We start from the raw sequence: 17,950 nt of genomic DNA, 5'->3' as shown, positions 1-17,950 counted from the left end.
TCGCAAGATTTCGTGCCAGATCGGTGGGCGCCTGGTGAGACGGAGCGGACGCTGCTCATCCACCGCACCGCCTGACACGGCCGAACAGCGCCGCCCCACCCCACGAAGGGAGAAGACCACCATGGCTGACCGCGTGCGGCGCAGTGCCGTCAGGCACGAACCTGCTCGGCCTGCTCAATCACCTGGCTTTCGTCGAACGCTCGATCTTCCTCGGCGACGACGTCACCGACTGGCAGGCGACGTTCCAGGCCGCACCAGCCGACAGCGTGGCCGACGTCGTCGCCCTCTACCACGAGACGGTCGAGCGCGCGGACGACGTGCTCGACAGGTGCACCGACCTCGGCGCACCGCTCCCCCGACCGCGGCCGGACCGCCCCGCTCCCAGCATCCGCTGGGCACTCACCCACATGATCGAGGAAACCGGCCGCCACGCAGGCCACGCGGACATCCTCCGCGAACTGATCGACGGAGCGACCGGACGCTGACCCCGCCATTTCCTCCAGGACAGGAACACATGATCACCGCAGCGGCACACCTTCTACGCTGTCGACCTTCCGGGGCTGGGCGACAGCACCGGCTCACCGACCGGCTACGACAAAGCCACCTACGGCCCGGGTACCTGGCGCTGTTCCACCCCCAGGTCTCGTTCGGCGGCACCTCAGATCGGTCCCCGTTCACCGACACCGAGATCAACGAGTACGCACGGACCTGCAGCCGGCCAGAGACCCAACCCTTCTCATGATCGCCCAGGGGCACCTCGACGCGATCCGGGCCACCGTGGCCCCGCGCATGACCAAGATCGTGCGCGCGGCGGACGTGCCGCGCGCAGGGCACTGGCTCTTCGAGGAGAACCCTCGGTTCGTCACTGCGGAGCTAGAGCGCGGGCTGACCTGGCAGGCCGGCGACGCGCAGAGGCGGACGGCCTGCCAGGCAGGATGAGGTCAGGAGACGGGTTCGATCCACACGTTGCGGAAGCGGGGATTCTCGCCAGGGTCGCCGTGGTCCTGGAGGCGGATCCCGCCCGACGCCGCGTTCTCCGGGATGTTGTCGCCTGTGCCGCCGTCGATGGCCACGTCGTTGTGCACCACCACGCCGTTCCAGACGACTGTCACCCGAGCGTTGTCGACCTTCACTCCCGCGCCGGTGTAGCGGGCCGCGCGGAAGGTGATCTCGTAGGTCTGCCACGTTCCCGGGGCGGTGGCCATGTTGCGGTCGGGCGCGCGCTTGGAGTAGATCGCGCCCGCCTCGTCGGCGGCCGGTGTGGTGTCGCCGTACGACTCCAGGACCTGCACCTCGTAGCGTTCCTGGAGGAAGACGCCGCTGTTGCCGCGCCGCTGCCCGGTCACGTCCGGCGGGTAGTCCGGCTCGTACCACTCGACGTGGAGCTTGAAGTCGCCGAACGTCTGCCGGGTACGGATGTCGCCGCCGTAGGACTCCATGGAGCCGTTCGCGACCGGCCAGGTCGCCGCCCCTCCGGCCCGTTTCTCCCACGCCGCCAGGCTGGACCCGTCGAACAGCGTGATCCGCTGCGCCTTCGACACGGTGATGTGGTCGAGGCCGACCTGCCCCGAGTCGCCGGAGTCGTACCTGTAGGCGATCCTGTTCGATCCCCGCTTCAGGTTGAGCGCCTCCGTCTGGATCGCCCAGGCGTCCCAGCCGCCGGTCCCGGCCAGCCGCACCTGCCTGACCTTGTCACCGTTGACGTACACACTCACCGACGTGCCGGCGGCGGCCGCATAGCGGAGCCCGACGTTGTGCAGGCCGGGTGAGTCCGTCCGCACGGTGAACGACGTGCTCGCGCCCGCGGCCGTGTAGCCGTCGACGAAGCCCTTGCCGGTGTGGCCCTGATGGTTCGTGCTCACCTTCGCGCCACCGCGCACCAGGGCGTTCTCCGCCTCGAGCACCGGTCGCGCGGCCACGGTGATGGAGTCGACGTTGACGTTGCCCGCGTCGCCGCTGTCGTACGTGTAGGCGATGGTGTTGGCGCCTGCCTTCAACGCGAGCGGCTCGACCCGGGTGGCCCACAGGTCCCACGTTTCCGTCGTGGGCAGCGGCACCTGCCTGACCTTGGTCCCGTTGACGTACACGCTCAGCGACTTGGTGCCTGGTGCGGGGTGCGGGCCGTTGGAGTAGCGCAGGCCCACGTGGTACGTGCCTGCCTCGGCTGCCCGTACGGCGAATTGCGTGGCCGCTCCCGCGGTCCAGTAGCCGTCGACGAAGCCGCTTCCCGAGTAGCTCAGATGGTCGGTGCCGAGCTTCGCGCCGCCGCTGTGTGAGGCGCTCTCCGCCTCGTACGTGGTGTCCGTCGCCGGGCCGTCGATCATCGAGTTGAGCGTGTACCAGGCCTCGGTGCTCCACAGCGACTGCCCTGATGCCGAGCTGAACGGACGCGGTGATCGCAGGTGCACCACGCGCCCCGGCTTGAGACCCGCGATCTTGAGCGTGACCTTCTTCCCGCCTGAGCCCAGCTTCGCGGAGGTGATGGTCAGCGGTTCCTCGTGCACCTTGGGGCCGCCGTAGGTGGAGGCCGCGGCGTACCGCCATTGGGTGGCCTGATACCTGGCCGCCAGTGACGCGGCGGTCTCCGAGGACAGCGGCTGGGTGTACTCCAGCTCGAAGCCGCCCTCCACCGCGCGCATCTTCAGGATGTCGAACGCCTTGTCGCCGCTGGGGGTCAGCTTCTGCAGGCCGTAGGTGAGCTTGCCCGGCTGGCCCCAGTTTCCGCCGGCGCCCAGACCTCCGGCGTAGATGGCGCCGTCGGGCCCCAGGCTGATCCGGTTGACGCCCGCTTCGAGTCCCTGAGTGAAGCGGAAGACCGCGCCTTGGTACTCGCCGTTGATCTTCTCGAGGTAGGCCCGCTGGATCCCGCCGTAGGTGACGTCGCCGAACAGCACCTGCCCCGCGAACCTGCCCCGCCTCATGACCAGCGGGGTGCTGGGGGAGTTGGCGATCTCGTTGTGCGGCAGCCAGAGCGCGGGCGGGCTCACCAGGTTGTCGTCGAACCGGCCGTCAGGGTTGGTGTAGTGGTTGAAGAACCGGTCCTTCTTGATGTGCACCAGTTTCGAGGCGGGCAGCCAGCCGCCCTGGTTGTCGGTGACGAACAGCTCATCCCCCGGACCCCAGCCGAGCCCGTTGGGCGTGCGCAGACCGCCGGCGATGTACTCGACCTCGCCGGTGACTTTGCTGACCTTGATGGTCGTGCCCCTGTCCGGCGCCGGCTGCGGGTCGGTGGTGGCGCCGCCGTAGTTGATGGCGACGGAGAGATTGATGTAGAAATGCCCGCCACGGTAGAGCAGCCCGAACGCGAACTCGTGGAAGTTGCCGCCGAACGGCCAGCTCGCCACGGTCCTGAAGTTGTCGGCGACCTGGTCGCCGTTGGTGTCGTTCAGCTCCACCAGCCGGGACTTCTCCGACACGTAGAGCTTGCCGTCCACGTACTTGATGCCCATGGGCTCCTGCAGCCCTCCGGCGATCTTCTTGGCGGTCACCCGCGCGGGTGAAGTCTTGCCTGTGACGTTGTCGAGCAGGTAGACCTCGCCGAGCTTGGTTTCCGAGCCGCCCCACGTGGCGATCGCCAACCGCTCGCCCGGCAGCCAGTCCATCGCGGTCACCTGCGGCTGGAAACCGTCCGGTCGCAGGTCGGTGAGCGTGAAGTCAGGGTGCACCGACTCCAGCGGCAGCCCGTCGCCGGGCGAGTCGGCGCCGCTCTCGCACTCCTTTCGCCCGGGGGCGGTGACCCGCACCACGTCCGCGTCCGTGCTCAGCACCGAGTTCGGCACGAGGGCGAACTCCGAGGATCCAGGCGGTTTCCACTCCAGCTTGAGCTGCTGGCCGTACAGGTGCTCGAAGTGGTCGACACGCAGCGCGTGGTAGCCGGTGGTCAGGGTGATCGTGCCGTCCACGGCGATCGGCCCGTGCCGGCCGTCGTTGGCGATCACGACGGTGTCGTCGATGCGCAGCCGGGAGCCGTCGTCGCTGGTGAGCCGGAACTCGTACGTGCCTGCGGCGGCGATGGCGATGTTGCCGATGACCTCGGTGACGAACATGTCGGCCAGACCGAAGTCCGCGTCGGAGGTCCAGTCGATCGTGGGCATCAGCTTGTCCACGTTGGGTGTCTGACCGGGCTTGAGCGTGCAGAGCTTGGACAGTTCGACCTGGACGTCATAGGTGCGCAGGGTGACGCCGGGCTGCTGCGGCGGCACCGTCGCGTGCGCTTGAGCGGGTACGACGAGGCAGGAGAGCGCGGTGAGCAGTAAGACGGATAACAGGGGTAATTTCGGCATGGCCTATCCCATCTCGTGTGGGCGCCGCGTTCGGCGTTGGGGGTACGGCATCGCCGGAATGGCTGGATCGGTCGGCGGATGCCGGGTCCTATCCGCTGGAACATGGAGGGGATAACGCTGCTCTGCGCCGAATATAAGACGAGATCTTGAACTTGCCCATACTCTTTCGCCAGAAATTGGAGGAAGTCATGACTCCTCAAGGCGGAAGGGCTACGCCCCGCGGCACCGTCCGCGACGGGCGCGGGAAACTAGGGGATCTGCCGACGGTCTGCCGCGCCACCCACGACCTAACGGCGAACGCGCTGTGTCCACCCTGAAGACCTGGAAGATCCTGACCGAGCTGCAGTGCTGCCCGCGCCGCACCACTCCGATCCTCCAGGCCATCCTCGTCCCGCGAACGATCGAAGACAGCCGGTGGTCAGGATGAAAGGCCCAGCGGATCGGGCATACCCGGTTCAGGCTGAGCTGTCCGGGCCGGCGGCGCCGGCGTGTGCGGCGAGGTAGGACGGCAGGCGCCGGGTGACGAATTTCCTCCAACCGGCGCGGTGCATGACCGCCATGAGAGCGCCGCTCGCGCCTTCGAACCCCTGGTGATGGAGGCTTAGCCGCGTGCTCCCGCCATCAGGCAGCGGCGTGAGTGTCCACCGTACGGTGGTGGTCGAGCGCATCTGGCTGCCCTTCCAGCTGTAGGCCAGCCGGTGTGGCCCTTCGGCGTCGAGGACCTCGGCCTCGATCACCCCGTCCCAGCCCGGCATCGGCTTGGCCCGCAACTGGAAGCGCTGGCCGACCATGGCGGTGAAGCCGGCCACGGGCATCAGCCATTCCGACAGGGCGGTGGGGTCGGTGAGGGCTCGCCACACGTCGGCGGGCTGGCAAGGCAGATCGATCTCCAGGGTGACATCACGTCTCATGACGGAGCTCTTTCGGTGAGGGTGAAAATCATGTCGCGGCGGGTGCTGGGGCTTCAGCCCGGCCGGGGTGTCCGTCCGGTCCAGCCCGGCGTCGGCCACGCGCCGCGCCGGTCGTGGCCGAACAGGCGGGCGATCACGACGAGGTTCTCGTAGCCGGTCATGGGCCTGCTCGTCCGCGGCGTCGATCTTCCAGAGCCATCGGACATGGGACGCGGCCCGCCCCTGGGTGAGGGCTGGGACACGACCTCGAGAAGCTGTCCCCTGGCCGGCACGGCCGCCGTGATCGGCAAGGCGACGGCAGTAGCGGACAGCCGGCCGTGCCGGCCACCCGCCGAGGTCGGAGCCATCAGGCGAACGCGTCGCGGAAACAGCCGATGATGGCGTCGGCGCTGCGGTCGATGTCGTCCTTGGTGGTGAGCCACGAGCACACCGATACGCGCATGACCTGCCGGCCCGCGAAAACCGATCCGCTCAGCCAGCACGTGCCCTCCCGCTGGACACGCCGGATCACCTCCGCGGTGAGACCGTCGGGGTCGTGCCCCGGGCCGGTGAACCGGACGAGCACCTGGTTGAGCACGACATCGTTGAGCACCTCGATCCCGGGTTCGCCGGCGAGCCGGGCCGCCATGTGACGGGCGTGGCCGATGTTCCGGTCGACGAGGTCCGCCACGCCCGCACGGCCGAGCGCCCGCAGGGCCGCGTAGACGGGGACGGAACGGGCTCGCCGCGACCACTCCGGCACAGTGTTGATCTGGTCCCGGTGCCGCGACGTCTCCAGGTAATCAGCGCTCACCCGAAGAGCCGCCGTGTGCGCGGCCGGATGGGCGACGAAAGCCATTCCGCAGTCGAAGGGGACGTTGAGCCATTTGTGCGCGTCGGTGGTCCAGGAGTCGGCCAGGTCCGCGCCACGCAGCAGATGCCGGTGGTCGGCACTGGCCAGAGCCCACAAGCCGATGGCCCCGTCCACGTGGACCCATCCGTCCCGGGCGTGGACGCGTTCGCAGATCTCGGCGAGCGGGTCGACGGCGCCGGTGTTGATGTCGCCGGCCTGGACGCACACGATCGGCGGTCGTTCCGCCTCCTCCAGCGCGGCGGACAGGTCGCGCGTGTCGACGGCACCGCTCCGCTCACAGGCGAGGGACCGCACCCGCGTGCCCATGCCCAGGTAGCGCAGGGCGGATCGATGGAGGTGTGACGCTGCCCGCTGGCGATGTAGATCGACCAGCCAGCCGGCGCACACTTCCTCGATCACGCTCACCCCCGGGCCGCACGAATAGAGCGTGGCGTTCTGGTCCCAGGCGGACACCAGCCAATCCGCGGCCAGGGCCACGGGGAGAGACGAACCGATCACGTAGCCGAAATAGCGCGGCCCCGCACTCGCCGTCGCACCGAGCTCACCGGCCCGTGCCAGAGCGTCCAGCACCGTCCCGGCCTCCTCACCCCGCTCCGGCATCCCGTCAGGACCAAGCACGGCACGCAGCTCGCCCGGATCGAACGTCTGGAAGACCGGACGGTCGCCCACGTCCGATCTCCAGCGCACCGCATGCCCGAAGGCGCGTTCCAGCACCTCAGCGAATTCTCGCCCGATGGAAGTCATCGTCCTCCCCTCGCCTTTCGGCACCCTGCCCGACGGCCGCAACGCGACACCGGCGGTAATCGGACCCCGCATGGCGCGGGCGGCGTCGCAGGATGCCGGCGACCGGCCACGCGAGCCGTACGTGCTGAGCCGGCTGCGACCTTCCCGGTTGTCGGCCGCATCGAGGCGCCGGGGTATGAGCTGAGGCGCCGGCATCCTCGGTGGGGCTCGCCAGGGGAGCCCTCGCGGATCTGACGAGGGCTGACTGACTGGATACGCATGGTGCTTCCGGCCTTGGCCGCGGATCAGGCGCGGTCGAGGACGAAGTAGAAGAAGGGGCCTTCGTCGGGGACGTCCTTGCCGTTCATGATTCCCATCAGGGTGTTGTCGTCGACCTTCTTGAAGTGGTCGAAGATCGGCTGGCCGTCGTAAACCATGGTGGCGGTCACCTCTCCGCGGAATTCGACCATCCATAGGGTTGCCTCGCCGTTGCCCATCTCGGTGTTGGAGTACAGCGTGCCGTCCTCGGCGTGGCAGATCAGTGGCTTGGCGTCCTTGGGTGAGATGAACGTTTTGCCGTACCAGCTGACCTGCCCGAGCCGGCCATTGAGCGGATGGCCGGTGACGAATTCGCTGCCCTGCCACTGCCCGAGGATCTGCTCAGGGCGCACCACGTCCAGCGCGGTCCAGATCTCGTCGAGCTCCTGTGGGGAGACCTCGCCGTCGACGTTCCGCAGTTGCTTGAAGCGGGCCCGCGCCTTCTCGGCGTCCATATGAACGTTTTTCATAGGGAATCTCCCTTTCCTCATAAGTTCCAAGCGAGTCGTCGAAGCCGACATTTCGGTGTCTTCTATCCCGGTCCCGTGCCGATTAGCGAGGATGTCACTCCGCGCCCAGCCGCTCTCTGTCGCCGAAGGACACGCGTCACTTGACGGCGGACCGGAAACCGATGACGTTCACGCGCCGGGGAGGGAGGTGGATCATGCCATGTGCCGCCCCCATTCTTTGGTTGGCAACGTAACGGCTCACGTTGCATGCCGAGTCTCGATGACCAGCGCGCGCGGGCACCTCCTACCGCGGTAGGAGTGCGGGTATGTCTTTATGGATACGCATGCCAATGGTCGGCGGCTCGCCCGCGTTGTCGCGTAGCGGGCGCGGCGGCGGCGGTGATGCCGGCCGCGGCGGCCGCCGGCGTTGGGTGAGCGATCAGTTCGGCGCACGCTCGACCGGACATATCGGCCCCGATGAGAAGTCCGTCCCCCAGTTTCTGTACGAGGTCCGGCATCCGGGACGAGAGGCGATCCGACAAAGGATGTAGCAGGGATTTCGTCTGGCGGGCCGAAGAGATCCGTGCAGGCGTGGCGGATGCTGGGACGCATGTTGTGGAGATCCTTAGTTCTCGCCCTGCTCCTGATACTCGGTGCTGTCCGGGTCCCGGCCGCGGCGGCCGCGGTGCCCGAGCTGGAATGGCGCCCGTGTACGGGCCTGTACCCGGCCGAACGCTTCCCCGCCGACGCCCTGTGTGCCAAGCCCCGGATGCCGCTGGACCACGACGATCCCCGAGCGGGCACCATCGAGCTGGTCGTCGCCAAGCTCCCGGCCCGCTCGAACGACCGTATAGGCACGCTCTTCCTCAACCCCGGCGGACCGGGCGACTCCGGAGTGAACCTGATCCGCGACGCCGAGCGCGTCCGCCGCTGGTCACCCGAACTGCGGGAACGGTTCGACCTGGTCAGCATGGACCCGCGGGGAGTCGCCCGCAGCACCCCCGTCCACTGCCCGGACATGGGCGATCCCCGGTTGCCGTTGTTCCCGTACGAACGCGCCCAAGAGCCCGCCTACTTGGCGGCCGCCGCCGCGTACACCGAGGACTGCGGGAGACGCGCCGGGCGGCTGCTGGACCACGTCTCCACCGCGGACGTCGCCCGTGACCTGGACCTGCTGCGCCGTGCCGTCGGGGACGCCAAGCTCACCTACCAGGGGGGCTCCTACGGCACCTACCTCGGCATGGTCTACGCGAACATGTTCCCCGACCGCGTCCGCGCCATGGCGCTGGCCGCCGTGGTGGACCCCCAGGCGTGGGCCGGCGACCAGCTGGGCCGGGCGGGCGACCAGGCGCGGGCGAGCGAGCAGGTCCTGCGCCGCTTCAGCCGCGAGTGCCGCGCCGCCGGTGAGCGTTGCGCTCTCGCGGCACGTCCGGGAGACATTCACCAGCGCATCACGCGGTTGTACGACCGGCTGCGCGACGAACCCGTCCGGGTGCGTTTCAAGGGGGTCGCCGAGCCGGTCACCATGACCTACGACGTCACCGTGCTGGACCTGGCGCGCGGCATGTACTGGCCCCGCGAGTGGCCTGCGACGGCGCGCTACCTGGCCGCCCTGGAGGCCGCCGTGGCCAGCAGGCCCTACGAGCCGCTGGACAAGCGGCCCTCCTCTGACGTGGCCGACTACAACTGGGCCGCCAACCACGCCGTAACCTGCACCGACAGCGTCACGCCCCGCGACCCGTCGCACTGGACGCGCACCGCCCGCGCCCTGGACCGACAGGCCCCGATCTTCGGCCGGTACTTCCTGTACGGCGGAACCCTGCCCTGCGCCACCTGGTCCGGCAAGGCCGCCGATCGCTATCCCGGCCCCTTCGACAAGCCCACCTCCGCGCGCCTGTTGCTGGTCAACAACCTGTACGACCCCGCGACGCCCTATCAGGGAGCGGTACGGGCGAGCCGGTTGCTGGCGTCCGCGCACCTGCTGACGGTGCGAGGATACGGACACGACACCCGCGTCCCCTGCGTCCTGGAGGCCGAGGCCCGCTACCTCATTGACGGTCGGCTGCCAGGCGTCGGCTGCACCGGCGGTGACCGTCCCTTCACCACCTGAAAGACGACGATCCATGCCCAGGGCCCGGCCGTGAGAGCGTTGAGGGGTTGCCAACGGCAACGATGCCGGTTGGCATCAGGGATGCTCATGCGGCCGGACCTGCCGTTCGGACGGGCGGCTTGATGGATCGGTCACATGACCGCAAGACACGGCGACGGTCGCGAGCAGAGGAGGCGGTGGGTCAAGGGACCATCCGGTCGTCAGTGGTGTCGAGTGCGGCGGCCTCTCGCCGGATGCCGTCGAGCGCGGCACGGTCGTTCACCAGGCCCGTCATGGCGAAGTCGACGATCTCCTCGACGCTGACCGCGATCTCGGGCACGGCGAGCGCGTCGAAGAGGGCCAGGACCAGCCGCGCGCCGGACAGCGGGTCCATCGGACGCAGGTCGCCCTCGCGCTGTCCGCCCTCGATGAAGGCGGCGGCGAATTGCTCCAGCCGCTGCAGCTGGGCGCGCTCGTCGGCGAAGCGGTCCTGTTCGAGTTCGGGCGTGGTGAGGATCGACGCCAAAACGTAGGGCGAGTCCTGCAGGTGCTCCAGGGTCACGTTGAGCCAGTGGCACAGGCGGACGGCGGCGCGCTCCGGCCGGTCCGCGAGGGCCTGCGCCTTCTCGGTGGGGCGGCCGATGCCCAGCTTGACCAGGGACGCCAGGATGTCGTCCTTGGAGGAGAAGTGCTTGTAGATCGCGGGCTGCTGAACACCCACGGCGGCGGCGATGTCGCGGGTCGAGGTGGCCGAATAACCGTGCTGCGCGAAGAGGCGGGCGGCGGTGCGAAGAATGCGTTCGGCCGACGGTGTCAGCCGTGCGCCGCTCGGGTCCTTTTCCAGCGCCATAGCTTTCAAGCGTAGTGGGATGGATTCCTGTACATGAACGATCGCATCGGCCGGCCGGACGCGTCGATCTTCGGTCGAAGTTCAGGAGCGGCATCAACCGCATGGCCTTGACCATGCTGCCGGTGAACTCGGGTGCGCCGGTCAGGACGTACTGCATGCGTGCGGTGGCTCCGCGACGCTCGGGAAGGCTTCCGGCGGCCTCGAAGGCCCCAGCGGCCGTGCTCGGCGCCGACACCGCTCCACTCGATCCCGCCGAGCGGCTCCTGCGGGCCGGCCGATCATGCGCTGCCCGGTCTACACGACAGCCTGCATGTCGAGGCCGGCTTCAAGATCCCCAAGTGTGGCGGGGGTGCCTGGCTGGGTTCGGCTCGGCTGACGTCGGATTTGTTCCTACGGATGACGGGCGATGGCGGAGATCGTCCGAACGGTCGATTCCCGAAACCCGCAGACGTCGGAACACTCCTGTGATCAACAGTCGCGACAACGGAGGTGTACCCGAAAATGAAACTGCCCAGATGGGCTGTGGTGTTGGGTGTGGCAGTGGCTGCGGTGGCGGCGACGGTACCCGCCGTGATGGCGGACACGAGCCCGGCGCGATGGGTAGCGGCATGGGGGTCTGCGATGCAGCCGCCCACCCCAAGCACTGCGGACAATGGTCCGAACTGGTCGATCAAAGGCTTCAAAGATCACACCCTGCGGCAGGTGGTGAGGGTGACTACAGCCGGGACGAGGGTACGCATCCGGCTGTCCAACGTCTATGGCACCAAGCCCTTGACGATTGCCGGTGCCCGGGTCGCCAGGTCGGCCGGAGGCGCCGTGGTGTGGCCCGCCAGCTCCCGCTCGGTGACCTTTGCCGGAAAGCCGTCGGCGAACATCCCACCCGGAAAGGAGCTGGTCAGCGATCCCGTCGCGCTGACCGTCTCAGCGTTGGAACGGCTGGCTGTCACGATCCGCATGTCCGATGCCACAGGACCCGCGACCTTTCACAGGTTCACCACCGCCACGTCCTATCGGACCCGCGGCGACCATCTTGATGACGTGGCCGGCGACGCATTCCGCGAGACCACATCCGCTTGGTACTACTTGACCGGCGTCGAGGTAGACAGCGCAGCAGCCGCGGTGGTCGCGTTCGGCGACTCGCTGATCGATGGCGTGGGTTCGAGCGCCGGCGCTGATGTCCGGTTCGTAGACCAGCTGGCTGAACGGCTCAGCACCGCAGCCAGGCCACTCGCCACGGTCAACGCGGGAATCGCGGGCGGGAGCCTGCTCAGTGGATCCCCCTGCTACGGAGACAGAGCCGCCGACCGCTTCCAGCGGGATGTGCTGGACCGGCCGGGGGTGCGGGCGGTGATCGTTCATCTCGGCGCCAACGACCTAGGACTTCCGCAGGCCGGCGGCGCATGCGCCGGATCGAAGGCCAAGGTCACGGTCCAGCAGCTCATTGCCGGACACCGGAAACTGGTCGAGTCAGCCCGCGCACGCGGCGTCAAGGTGGTCGGAGTCACCATCGGGCCGCTGCGGGACGCCTTGTTCCCGTACTGGAACCAAGAAGTGGAAGAGGCGCGGAACGCGCTCAATCGGTGGATCAGGACGAGCGGTACGTACGACGCCGTTCTCGACGCTGACCACGCCATGGCCGACCCTGCCACTCCGGATCGGTCCAGGCCCGGCTACCTCTTCATGGACGGGTTGCATCCCAACGACGCCGGACACCATGCGATCGCCGCCGCCCTGGACCTGCGCCCGATAACCGGCTGAGTCGTCGGCTGCAACGGCATGGAACGGGTCCATCCGCTGCCGAGTCTCTTGAGATCGACATGGATCAAGCCGTGGGGGCGGTCTGGCCGCGCTCCGTGCCCTGCTCCGTCACCCCGCCGGGCCCCGCGTCGCCGGATCGTGGCCAGGAACGTCTCGGTCTCACCGGTATGCGGGGCCCCTGTATGCCATTGGTTAGAGGCGGCGTCGTTCTCAGTGACGATGCGTCACAGGAGTCCTCCACGTCAGGCTGTTCCGCGCGGCCGACCGGCCACATGAACCGTTCTGAGACAGGAGATATCGACGATGTCAGCTAAACAAGGGCTCGTCCTGCGCAGTGCGAGCGCCCTGGGCCTGGCAGTCGCCGTTCTGGTGACGGGAACCTCCCCCGCCGACGCGAGGCCGGGCTCGTCGGTGAGCGTCGAACAGCCCGCGGTGCTGAAGTCCGACCAGCGCCTGGAGCCGGGCCGCCACTTGCTCTCGCCCAACGGCGCCTACAAGCTGGTCATGCAGGCGGACGGGAACCTGGTCCTGCAGTCCAGGGGCAGAGCCGTATGGGGCACGAGGACTGACGGCAATTCCGGCGCCTACGCGCACATGCAGCGGGACGGCAATCTCGTCGTCCGATCGGCGTCGGGCAAATCGCTTTGGGACACCGGAACCCAGAATCGTGGCGCCACCTTGCACGTGCAGGACGACGGCAACGTGGTCATCCGGTCGAAGACCGGCAAACCGCTGTGGTCGTGGCACACGGCGGTCTCGCGCATGTACCCCGACCAGGTGCTACGGGCCCACCAGTATCTGAGGTCCGTCGACGGCGACGACAAACTGCTGATGCAGGCGGATGGGAACCTGGTTCTGCTGACGGACGGCAGGCCCGTATGGTCGTCGCACACCGAGGGAAATCCCGGGGCCTTCATGCAGTTGCAGCTGGACGGGAACCTGGTGGTCCGCTCGGCGTCTGGCGACGCGCTCTGGGACACGGGGACCCAGCACAAAGGCGCGACTGTGCACCTTCAGGATGACGGCAACCTCGTGGTCCGTTCCTCCACAGGCAAGGTGCTCTGGGCGGCCCAGTAATGGGGCGAAGGTTCGGCGTGAACACTGAGTACTCGGCTGGGCTGGGTGCGAAGCTCGCCGCATGGCCGGAGGTGCACTCGGTACGCAGGCCGGTGGCGCCGGCTGTGCACCGGGAGTTCGACCTGCACTATGTGCGTACGGGTCCCCGTACGGACCGGCCGGTGCTCGTGATCCCTGGCGGCCCTGGGCCGGCCTCGGTGGTGCCGTACAGATCGCTGCGCGCCGACGCGACCGCCCTCGGGTTGGACGTGCTCATGGTCGAGCACCGCGGGGTGGGCCTGTCCCGGCAGGACGATGACGGGATCGACCTCCCATTGGACGCACTCACCATCGACCAGGTGGTCGAGGACCTCGCGGCCGTACTTGACGATTGCGGCGTGGGGCAGGCGGTGGTGTGCGGATCGTCGTACGGCGCCTATCTCGCCCAGGGCTTGGCCGTCCGGCACCCTGAGCGCATAGCCGCGATGGTCCTCGACTCGCCCGTCCTGTCCGCACATGATCCCGACACCGTGGGAGAGTACCTGCGGCGGCTGTTCTGGGAAGGCGAGGAGCCGCACACCGCCGATATCGCCCGCAAGCTTCGCCGCCTTGTCGCCGAAGGGGTGGTCGAGCTCGAAGAGATCGTCACCGTCGTACAGGTGGCCTACGCGTTCGGCGGGATCCAGCCGTTGGGGCGACTGCTGGATCTGCTCTGCTCCGGGCGCGGGAGGCGGACATGGCGTTGGCTGGCAAGGTTGGGTGTGTGGAAGGCCGAGCGGTTCAAGCGCTATGCCATGGAGTTCGACCTCGTCGGGGCCATCGCCTTCAGGGAACTCGGCCTCTGCCCGGCCCCTGACGGTCGGGCGTTCGATCCAAATCTGCCCTTCGCCGAGCTGGCCGAGCGGTTCCCTCCGTTCGAGGGAGAACCATACGACCTGCAGAGTGCGTTACCGGGTTTCAACTGGCCGACCGTCGTCATCTCCGGTGAATGGGACCTCCGTACGCCGCGCCCCATAGCTGAGCTCATCGTGGAATCGCTGCCGGATGGGGTGCTCGTGCCGTTGACCGGTATCGGGCACAGCATACTGGACAGCCATCCGCTGGCTTTCTTGCACGCTGCGGATGCCGTACTCAGGGGACATCACCGGCGGCTGCCTGCCCTTGCCGGATCTCTCAGTGACGACTTGCCTCGGCGTGGCCCACACCGGCTGTTGAGGCGAATCTTTGACGTACGTCTCGCCGCCGAGCACTTGTTGCCCAGATTGAGGGGCGACCTCTGATTCACGCAACCCTGGCGGTATGTATGCCCAAAGGCAGAGCCGGGCTCGTGCTGCTGGAGGAGGCGGGTTGAGGAGAACCTGCAGATCATGGAAGTAAGTACCTTCGATGAAGGAGAAGAAATGAGCAAGCACACTCCGCTGCGCCGGGCTCTGGTCATGGCCTTGGCCGTCGGTTCGGTGGCCTTGACCGGCGCCACCATGGCCACGCCTGCTCTGGCGGCGGATATCAACCATCCCGGTCCTGGACCGTTGACGGCCCAGGACGCCTCGCACCCTGGGCCCTCGACGTTGACGGTCCAGGACGTCGTGTATCCGAGATTGGACAGCATTAAGTGACGTGGGCGCTGCAGGAGTTCCTGCAGCGCCCACGTCACTATAGGGAGCCTACGGGCCGATCAGACCCTCGAACGAGTCACCGACCTCGTCCTCCAGTGCGCGAGGTTGACCCGCCGTATCCCCCTGTCATCGACCACCTGGCCGGGAGAGAGCCCGGCTTGCTCGCGGAGCTGACCTTATGACGGCCCTAGACCACCTCGTGTACGCGGTCCCCAACCTCGCCGCGGGGGTCGCCCAGTTCGCCGAGCGCACCGGGGTGAAGCCGGTGCCGGGCGGCAGCCATCCGGGCGGTACGGCCAACCACCTCGTGCGGTTCGGGTCGACGTTCTCCTTGGAGATCGTCGGTCCCGACCCCGCAGCGGGCGTCCGACCGCGGGCATTGGGACTGGAGGGCCTCAAGGCGCCGCGGCTGACCGCCTGACCCCCTCGGGGACGCTGCTGGAATGGCGGCTCACCCGGCACGACAATCCAGCGGCGGTGCGGCCGGTGCCGCTCCTCATCGACTGGGGCGGCACCGCCACCCGGCCGCGTCCGACCTGCCCGAGTTGGGCCTGACTGCCTTCTTGCCTCCGGCTCATACGCGGGCGAGCCGTCACGCCGGCCCCTCACCCTCCGGCATTGTCCGCCGCCCCGCAAAGCCGGGGCCTGACGATCAAAGGCATCAACTATGACAGGTCGACCGGCTCACCGGGGGCGGCGCACCACGCGGCTCGGCTAGGCCTGCAGGTCTGGCGGCGCCATCGCCGTCGGCTGCGAGCTCAGCATCTTCATGCTGGGGATCGTGCCCGCCGTACCTTTGGGCGGCGCACGCTGATGCTGACTCTGACCTGGCCTCTGCTGATCCAGCAGTACAACAGGAACCTGAAACCGGTTCCTCGGTGAGGCGCTCGCAGTGGTGCGAGAGCACGTGCAGGGGCAGCTGAGGTACGTGGCCGGTAGTTGGGAGAGCGTCGATTGGCGCGCCACACCTTCCACGATCAAGGGTGCCCCTACCAGGAACGAGCAGGTACAGGCCGGCTACCTCAGCGACCTTACTCGAGACGTACGCGACGGAGAGCGTGCATGGAGCCTTCGTCCTCGAGTTCTCCGAGCGAGCCACCCCATTCGCCCGACCGGCGTCACGACCTGGACATGGCCGGCTACAGCATCGTAAAGGTGCACCCAGATGGAGTTCTGTCACAGCACACCGGTGATCGCTGGGAACGCAAAGCCGCCTTCGGCCAAGTGGCCCGCCTCTACCCGCGCGGATTGGTTCCGGACCAGCGGAGTCTGGCGCAGTGTCGGCAGACCGGAAAGCGAGTGATCCCCGAGACGTCCACCGTGTTGACCGCGAGCGCCCGCACCGCGTACGGAGTCACCTCGATCAGGGCGGAGCGGCCCCCGCAGGTAGTCCATCCTCTCGCCAGTGAACGCGGCCTCGGTGGCTACCACTGGGGGCGTGTTTCATAAGCTTTCCAGCCTGATCGCCGGACGCGGGGCATCGGCAGAGTTCCGGTGTTCACTCGTGCGATTGGGGTGGCATCCACAGTTTCTCCGTGTTCGAGGGTGCGTTCTGGCAAGGCGGTGGCGGCTGGGAGTAGAGCCAGGTGTGCCGCAGCGTGTCGGAGCTCGACGCTGCTGTCGCCTACTACGTTCGCACCGGATCGTGAGCTGCTGGTGCATCTGATTGGTGCGTCGCCAGGATCCATCGTCACGGGGAGCTCATTCTTGAGAGAGACCTGTATCCCTTCCTGACGGTGAAGGGTTCCCGGGCTGACGGCTACCCGGGAGGCTCCGGACGCGGCCAAGTGATCGCGGCGAACACCACCGAGCACACCAGGAACCCGGAGCACAATCCCGCGAACCCGGCCCAGAACGAGCTGAGCGTGGTCCCCATGTCTATGCCGATCAGTAGCGCGGTGACCATTCCGGCTTTCAGGCCCCACACCAGGGCCGGGACGTAGTTGGGCGGCTTGTGCGCCACGGCGCCGGTCAGCGGCACCAGCAAGGGGAACAACGCGATGGCCCATCCCGCCCTAGGCTCACCGACAAGCGAGAGCCTGGCCGCGGAGACGATGGTCGACACGGCGATTGCCACGAGCGTCCAGACGACGAGCTTCGCCGGACTGTAGCGGAGGTTGTGCTCGGACGCGTAAGCGTCCGGGCCGAATGCCCAGAAGGACAGAAGCTCACCGATCATGGCGCCGATCTCCGACTTGCCATCCTCGGGTCTCTTCTCTTCTGCCATACGGATCTTCCTCCTTGGGGTCGGTCGGGTTTGACTGGGGCTCGACTCCGTGACGATCCCGACGCCCATTCGGGGTGACGATTCCGTGCTCGTAGGCGTAAATGACCACCTGGGCGCGCGACTGCAGATCCAACTTGGCCAGGATGCGGTTCATATGGGTCTTCACAGTCCCTTCTCCGATTTCGAGCCGGCGTGCGATACCGCGATTGGACAAGCCGCGCGCGACATGGCGGACGATGTCGAGCTCGCGGAGGGTGAGATTCTCCACGCCGTCGACCGTGGCCGGCGTCAGCGGGGGCGGCAGGTCTGACGCGAGGGCGAACTGCTGGATGAGCCGGGGAGTCACCTGCGGGTCGATCAACCCGTACCCCTGATGTGCCAGCCGGATCGCCTGTACGTATATCTCCGGCGAACCGTCCTTGAGCAGGAATCCCACTGCCCCGGCCCGTAGCGCACCAAACAGATATTCGTCCAGGTCGAACGTGGTCAATGCGATCACAGCCGGACGTCGCTGAAGGCTCATGGCACAGATGCGACGGATGGCGGTGAGTCCGTCGGTGCCCGGCATGCGGATGTCGATGAGCATCACATCCGGCTGGATCCTCCTGGCGACGTCCTCAGCCTCCCGTCCATCGGCCCCCTCGGCGACGAGCTCGATGTCAGGCTCGGAATTGAGGTAGAAGCGGAGCGCCTGACGTATGGCCAGTTGACCGTCAACCACCGCCAGCCTGATCATGGGTTTCCACCCGGCCCAGCCATCACGGCCAGGCCATGGGGGGTCGAGGGAGACCGTGTGGACAGCATGCGATCCGCACCT

At 67.7% G+C, this 17,950-nt stretch carries 16 protein-coding genes; 9 read left to right on the top strand and 7 right to left on the bottom strand.

The genetic code is table 11. From position 1 onward, the window contains the following. Positions 1-143 precede the first annotated feature (143 nt). Both ID574_RS42620 and ID574_RS60690 read left to right on the top strand, forming a co-directional pair. Complete coding sequence (locus ID574_RS42620; RefSeq protein ID WP_442939395.1) at positions 144-485, top strand: mycothiol transferase; 342 nt, start codon at positions 144-146, stop codon at positions 483-485. Between the two features lie 253 nt (positions 486-738). Beyond that, positions 739-939: a hypothetical protein gene (locus tag ID574_RS60690; RefSeq protein ID WP_223167654.1), complete on the top strand. Its 201-nt coding sequence runs from the start codon at positions 739-741 to the stop codon at positions 937-939. A 2-nt stretch (positions 940-941) separates the two neighbouring features. On the opposite strand, the gene ID574_RS42610 is transcribed toward ID574_RS60690, so the two are convergent. Then, a complete protein-coding gene (locus tag ID574_RS42610; protein WP_188194728.1) occupies positions 942-4,283 on the bottom strand; it encodes a 3-keto-alpha-glucoside-1,2-lyase-like domain-containing protein in 3,342 nt (1,113 codons plus the stop codon). A gap of 304 nt (positions 4,284-4,587) precedes the next feature. On the opposite strand from ID574_RS42610, the gene ID574_RS42605 reads away from it, so the two are divergent. Continuing rightward, the gene (locus ID574_RS42605) at positions 4,588-4,710 is read left to right on the top strand and encodes a hypothetical protein (RefSeq protein WP_442939394.1); all 123 of its coding nucleotides are present in this window, start codon (positions 4,588-4,590) and stop codon (positions 4,708-4,710) included. A gap of 28 nt (positions 4,711-4,738) precedes the next feature. Here ID574_RS42605 and ID574_RS42600 read toward each other — a convergent pair whose 3' ends face one another. The 3 genes from ID574_RS42600 to ID574_RS42590 form a co-directional block, all read right to left on the bottom strand. Continuing rightward, positions 4,739-5,194 carry an SRPBCC family protein gene (locus tag ID574_RS42600; RefSeq protein WP_188194727.1) on the bottom strand — a complete coding sequence of 152 codons (456 nt, stop codon included), beginning with the start codon at positions 5,192-5,194 and terminating at the stop codon, positions 4,739-4,741. A gap of 346 nt (positions 5,195-5,540) precedes the next feature. Continuing rightward, positions 5,541-6,791 (bottom strand): pyridoxal phosphate-dependent decarboxylase family protein, encoded by a 1,251-nt coding sequence (locus ID574_RS42595; RefSeq protein ID WP_188194726.1) that lies wholly within the window; start codon positions 6,789-6,791, stop codon positions 5,541-5,543. A gap of 284 nt (positions 6,792-7,075) precedes the next feature. Beyond that, positions 7,076-7,558, bottom strand: a complete 483-nt coding sequence (locus ID574_RS42590) for a DUF4334 domain-containing protein (protein ID WP_223167653.1) — start codon at positions 7,556-7,558, stop codon at positions 7,076-7,078. Between the two features lie 589 nt (positions 7,559-8,147). Here ID574_RS42590 and ID574_RS42585 point away from each other — a divergent pair. Further along, the gene (locus ID574_RS42585) at positions 8,148-9,647 is read left to right on the top strand and encodes an alpha/beta hydrolase (protein ID WP_188194725.1); all 1,500 of its coding nucleotides are present in this window, start codon (positions 8,148-8,150) and stop codon (positions 9,645-9,647) included. A 181-nt stretch (positions 9,648-9,828) separates the two neighbouring features. On the opposite strand, the gene ID574_RS42580 is transcribed toward ID574_RS42585, so the two are convergent. Next, positions 9,829-10,476 (bottom strand): TetR/AcrR family transcriptional regulator, encoded by a 648-nt coding sequence (locus ID574_RS42580; RefSeq protein ID WP_188194724.1) that lies wholly within the window; start codon positions 10,474-10,476, stop codon positions 9,829-9,831. A gap of 621 nt (positions 10,477-11,097) precedes the next feature. Between ID574_RS42580 and ID574_RS42575 the strand changes: the two genes are divergently transcribed. The 5 genes from ID574_RS42575 to ID574_RS42555 all read left to right on the top strand — a co-directional run bounded on the left by ID574_RS42575 (position 11,098) and on the right by ID574_RS42555 (position 15,327). Then, a complete protein-coding gene (locus tag ID574_RS42575; RefSeq protein ID WP_223167652.1) occupies positions 11,098-12,234 on the top strand; it encodes a GDSL-type esterase/lipase family protein in 1,137 nt (378 codons plus the stop codon). A gap of 303 nt (positions 12,235-12,537) precedes the next feature. Continuing rightward, entirely contained in the window at positions 12,538-13,311 is a 774-nt protein-coding gene (locus ID574_RS42570) for a hypothetical protein (protein ID WP_188194722.1), read from the top strand. A 17-nt stretch (positions 13,312-13,328) separates the two neighbouring features. Beyond that, the gene (locus ID574_RS42565; RefSeq protein WP_188194721.1) at positions 13,329-14,570 is read left to right on the top strand and encodes an alpha/beta fold hydrolase; all 1,242 of its coding nucleotides are present in this window, start codon (positions 13,329-13,331) and stop codon (positions 14,568-14,570) included. Positions 14,571-14,690: 120 nt separating this feature from the next. Further along, positions 14,691-14,906 carry a hypothetical protein gene (locus tag ID574_RS42560; RefSeq protein ID WP_188194720.1) on the top strand — a complete coding sequence of 72 codons (216 nt, stop codon included), beginning with the start codon at positions 14,691-14,693 and terminating at the stop codon, positions 14,904-14,906. 178 nt (positions 14,907-15,084) lie between these two features. After that, entirely contained in the window at positions 15,085-15,327 is a 243-nt protein-coding gene (locus tag ID574_RS42555; RefSeq protein ID WP_188194719.1) for a VOC family protein, read from the top strand. A 1,338-nt stretch (positions 15,328-16,665) separates the two neighbouring features. Here the strand turns inward: ID574_RS42555 and ID574_RS42550 are convergent. Next, entirely contained in the window at positions 16,666-17,085 is a 420-nt protein-coding gene (locus ID574_RS42550) for a hypothetical protein (protein ID WP_188194718.1), read from the bottom strand. After that, on the bottom strand, positions 17,075-17,869 hold the full coding sequence (locus ID574_RS42545) for a response regulator (RefSeq protein WP_188194717.1): 795 nt from the start codon (positions 17,867-17,869) through the stop codon (positions 17,075-17,077). The genes ID574_RS42550 and ID574_RS42545 overlap by 11 nt, the downstream gene beginning before the upstream one ends. Positions 17,870-17,950 lie beyond the last annotated feature (81 nt).

Origin of the sequence: Nonomuraea sp. SYSU D8015 (genome assembly GCF_008065375.1) — a bacterium.
GTDB lineage: Bacteria > Actinomycetota > Actinomycetes > Streptosporangiales > Streptosporangiaceae > Nonomuraea.
Note: the sequence above shows the minus strand (reverse complement) of the source record. Positions and strands in the feature narration are given on the sequence as shown.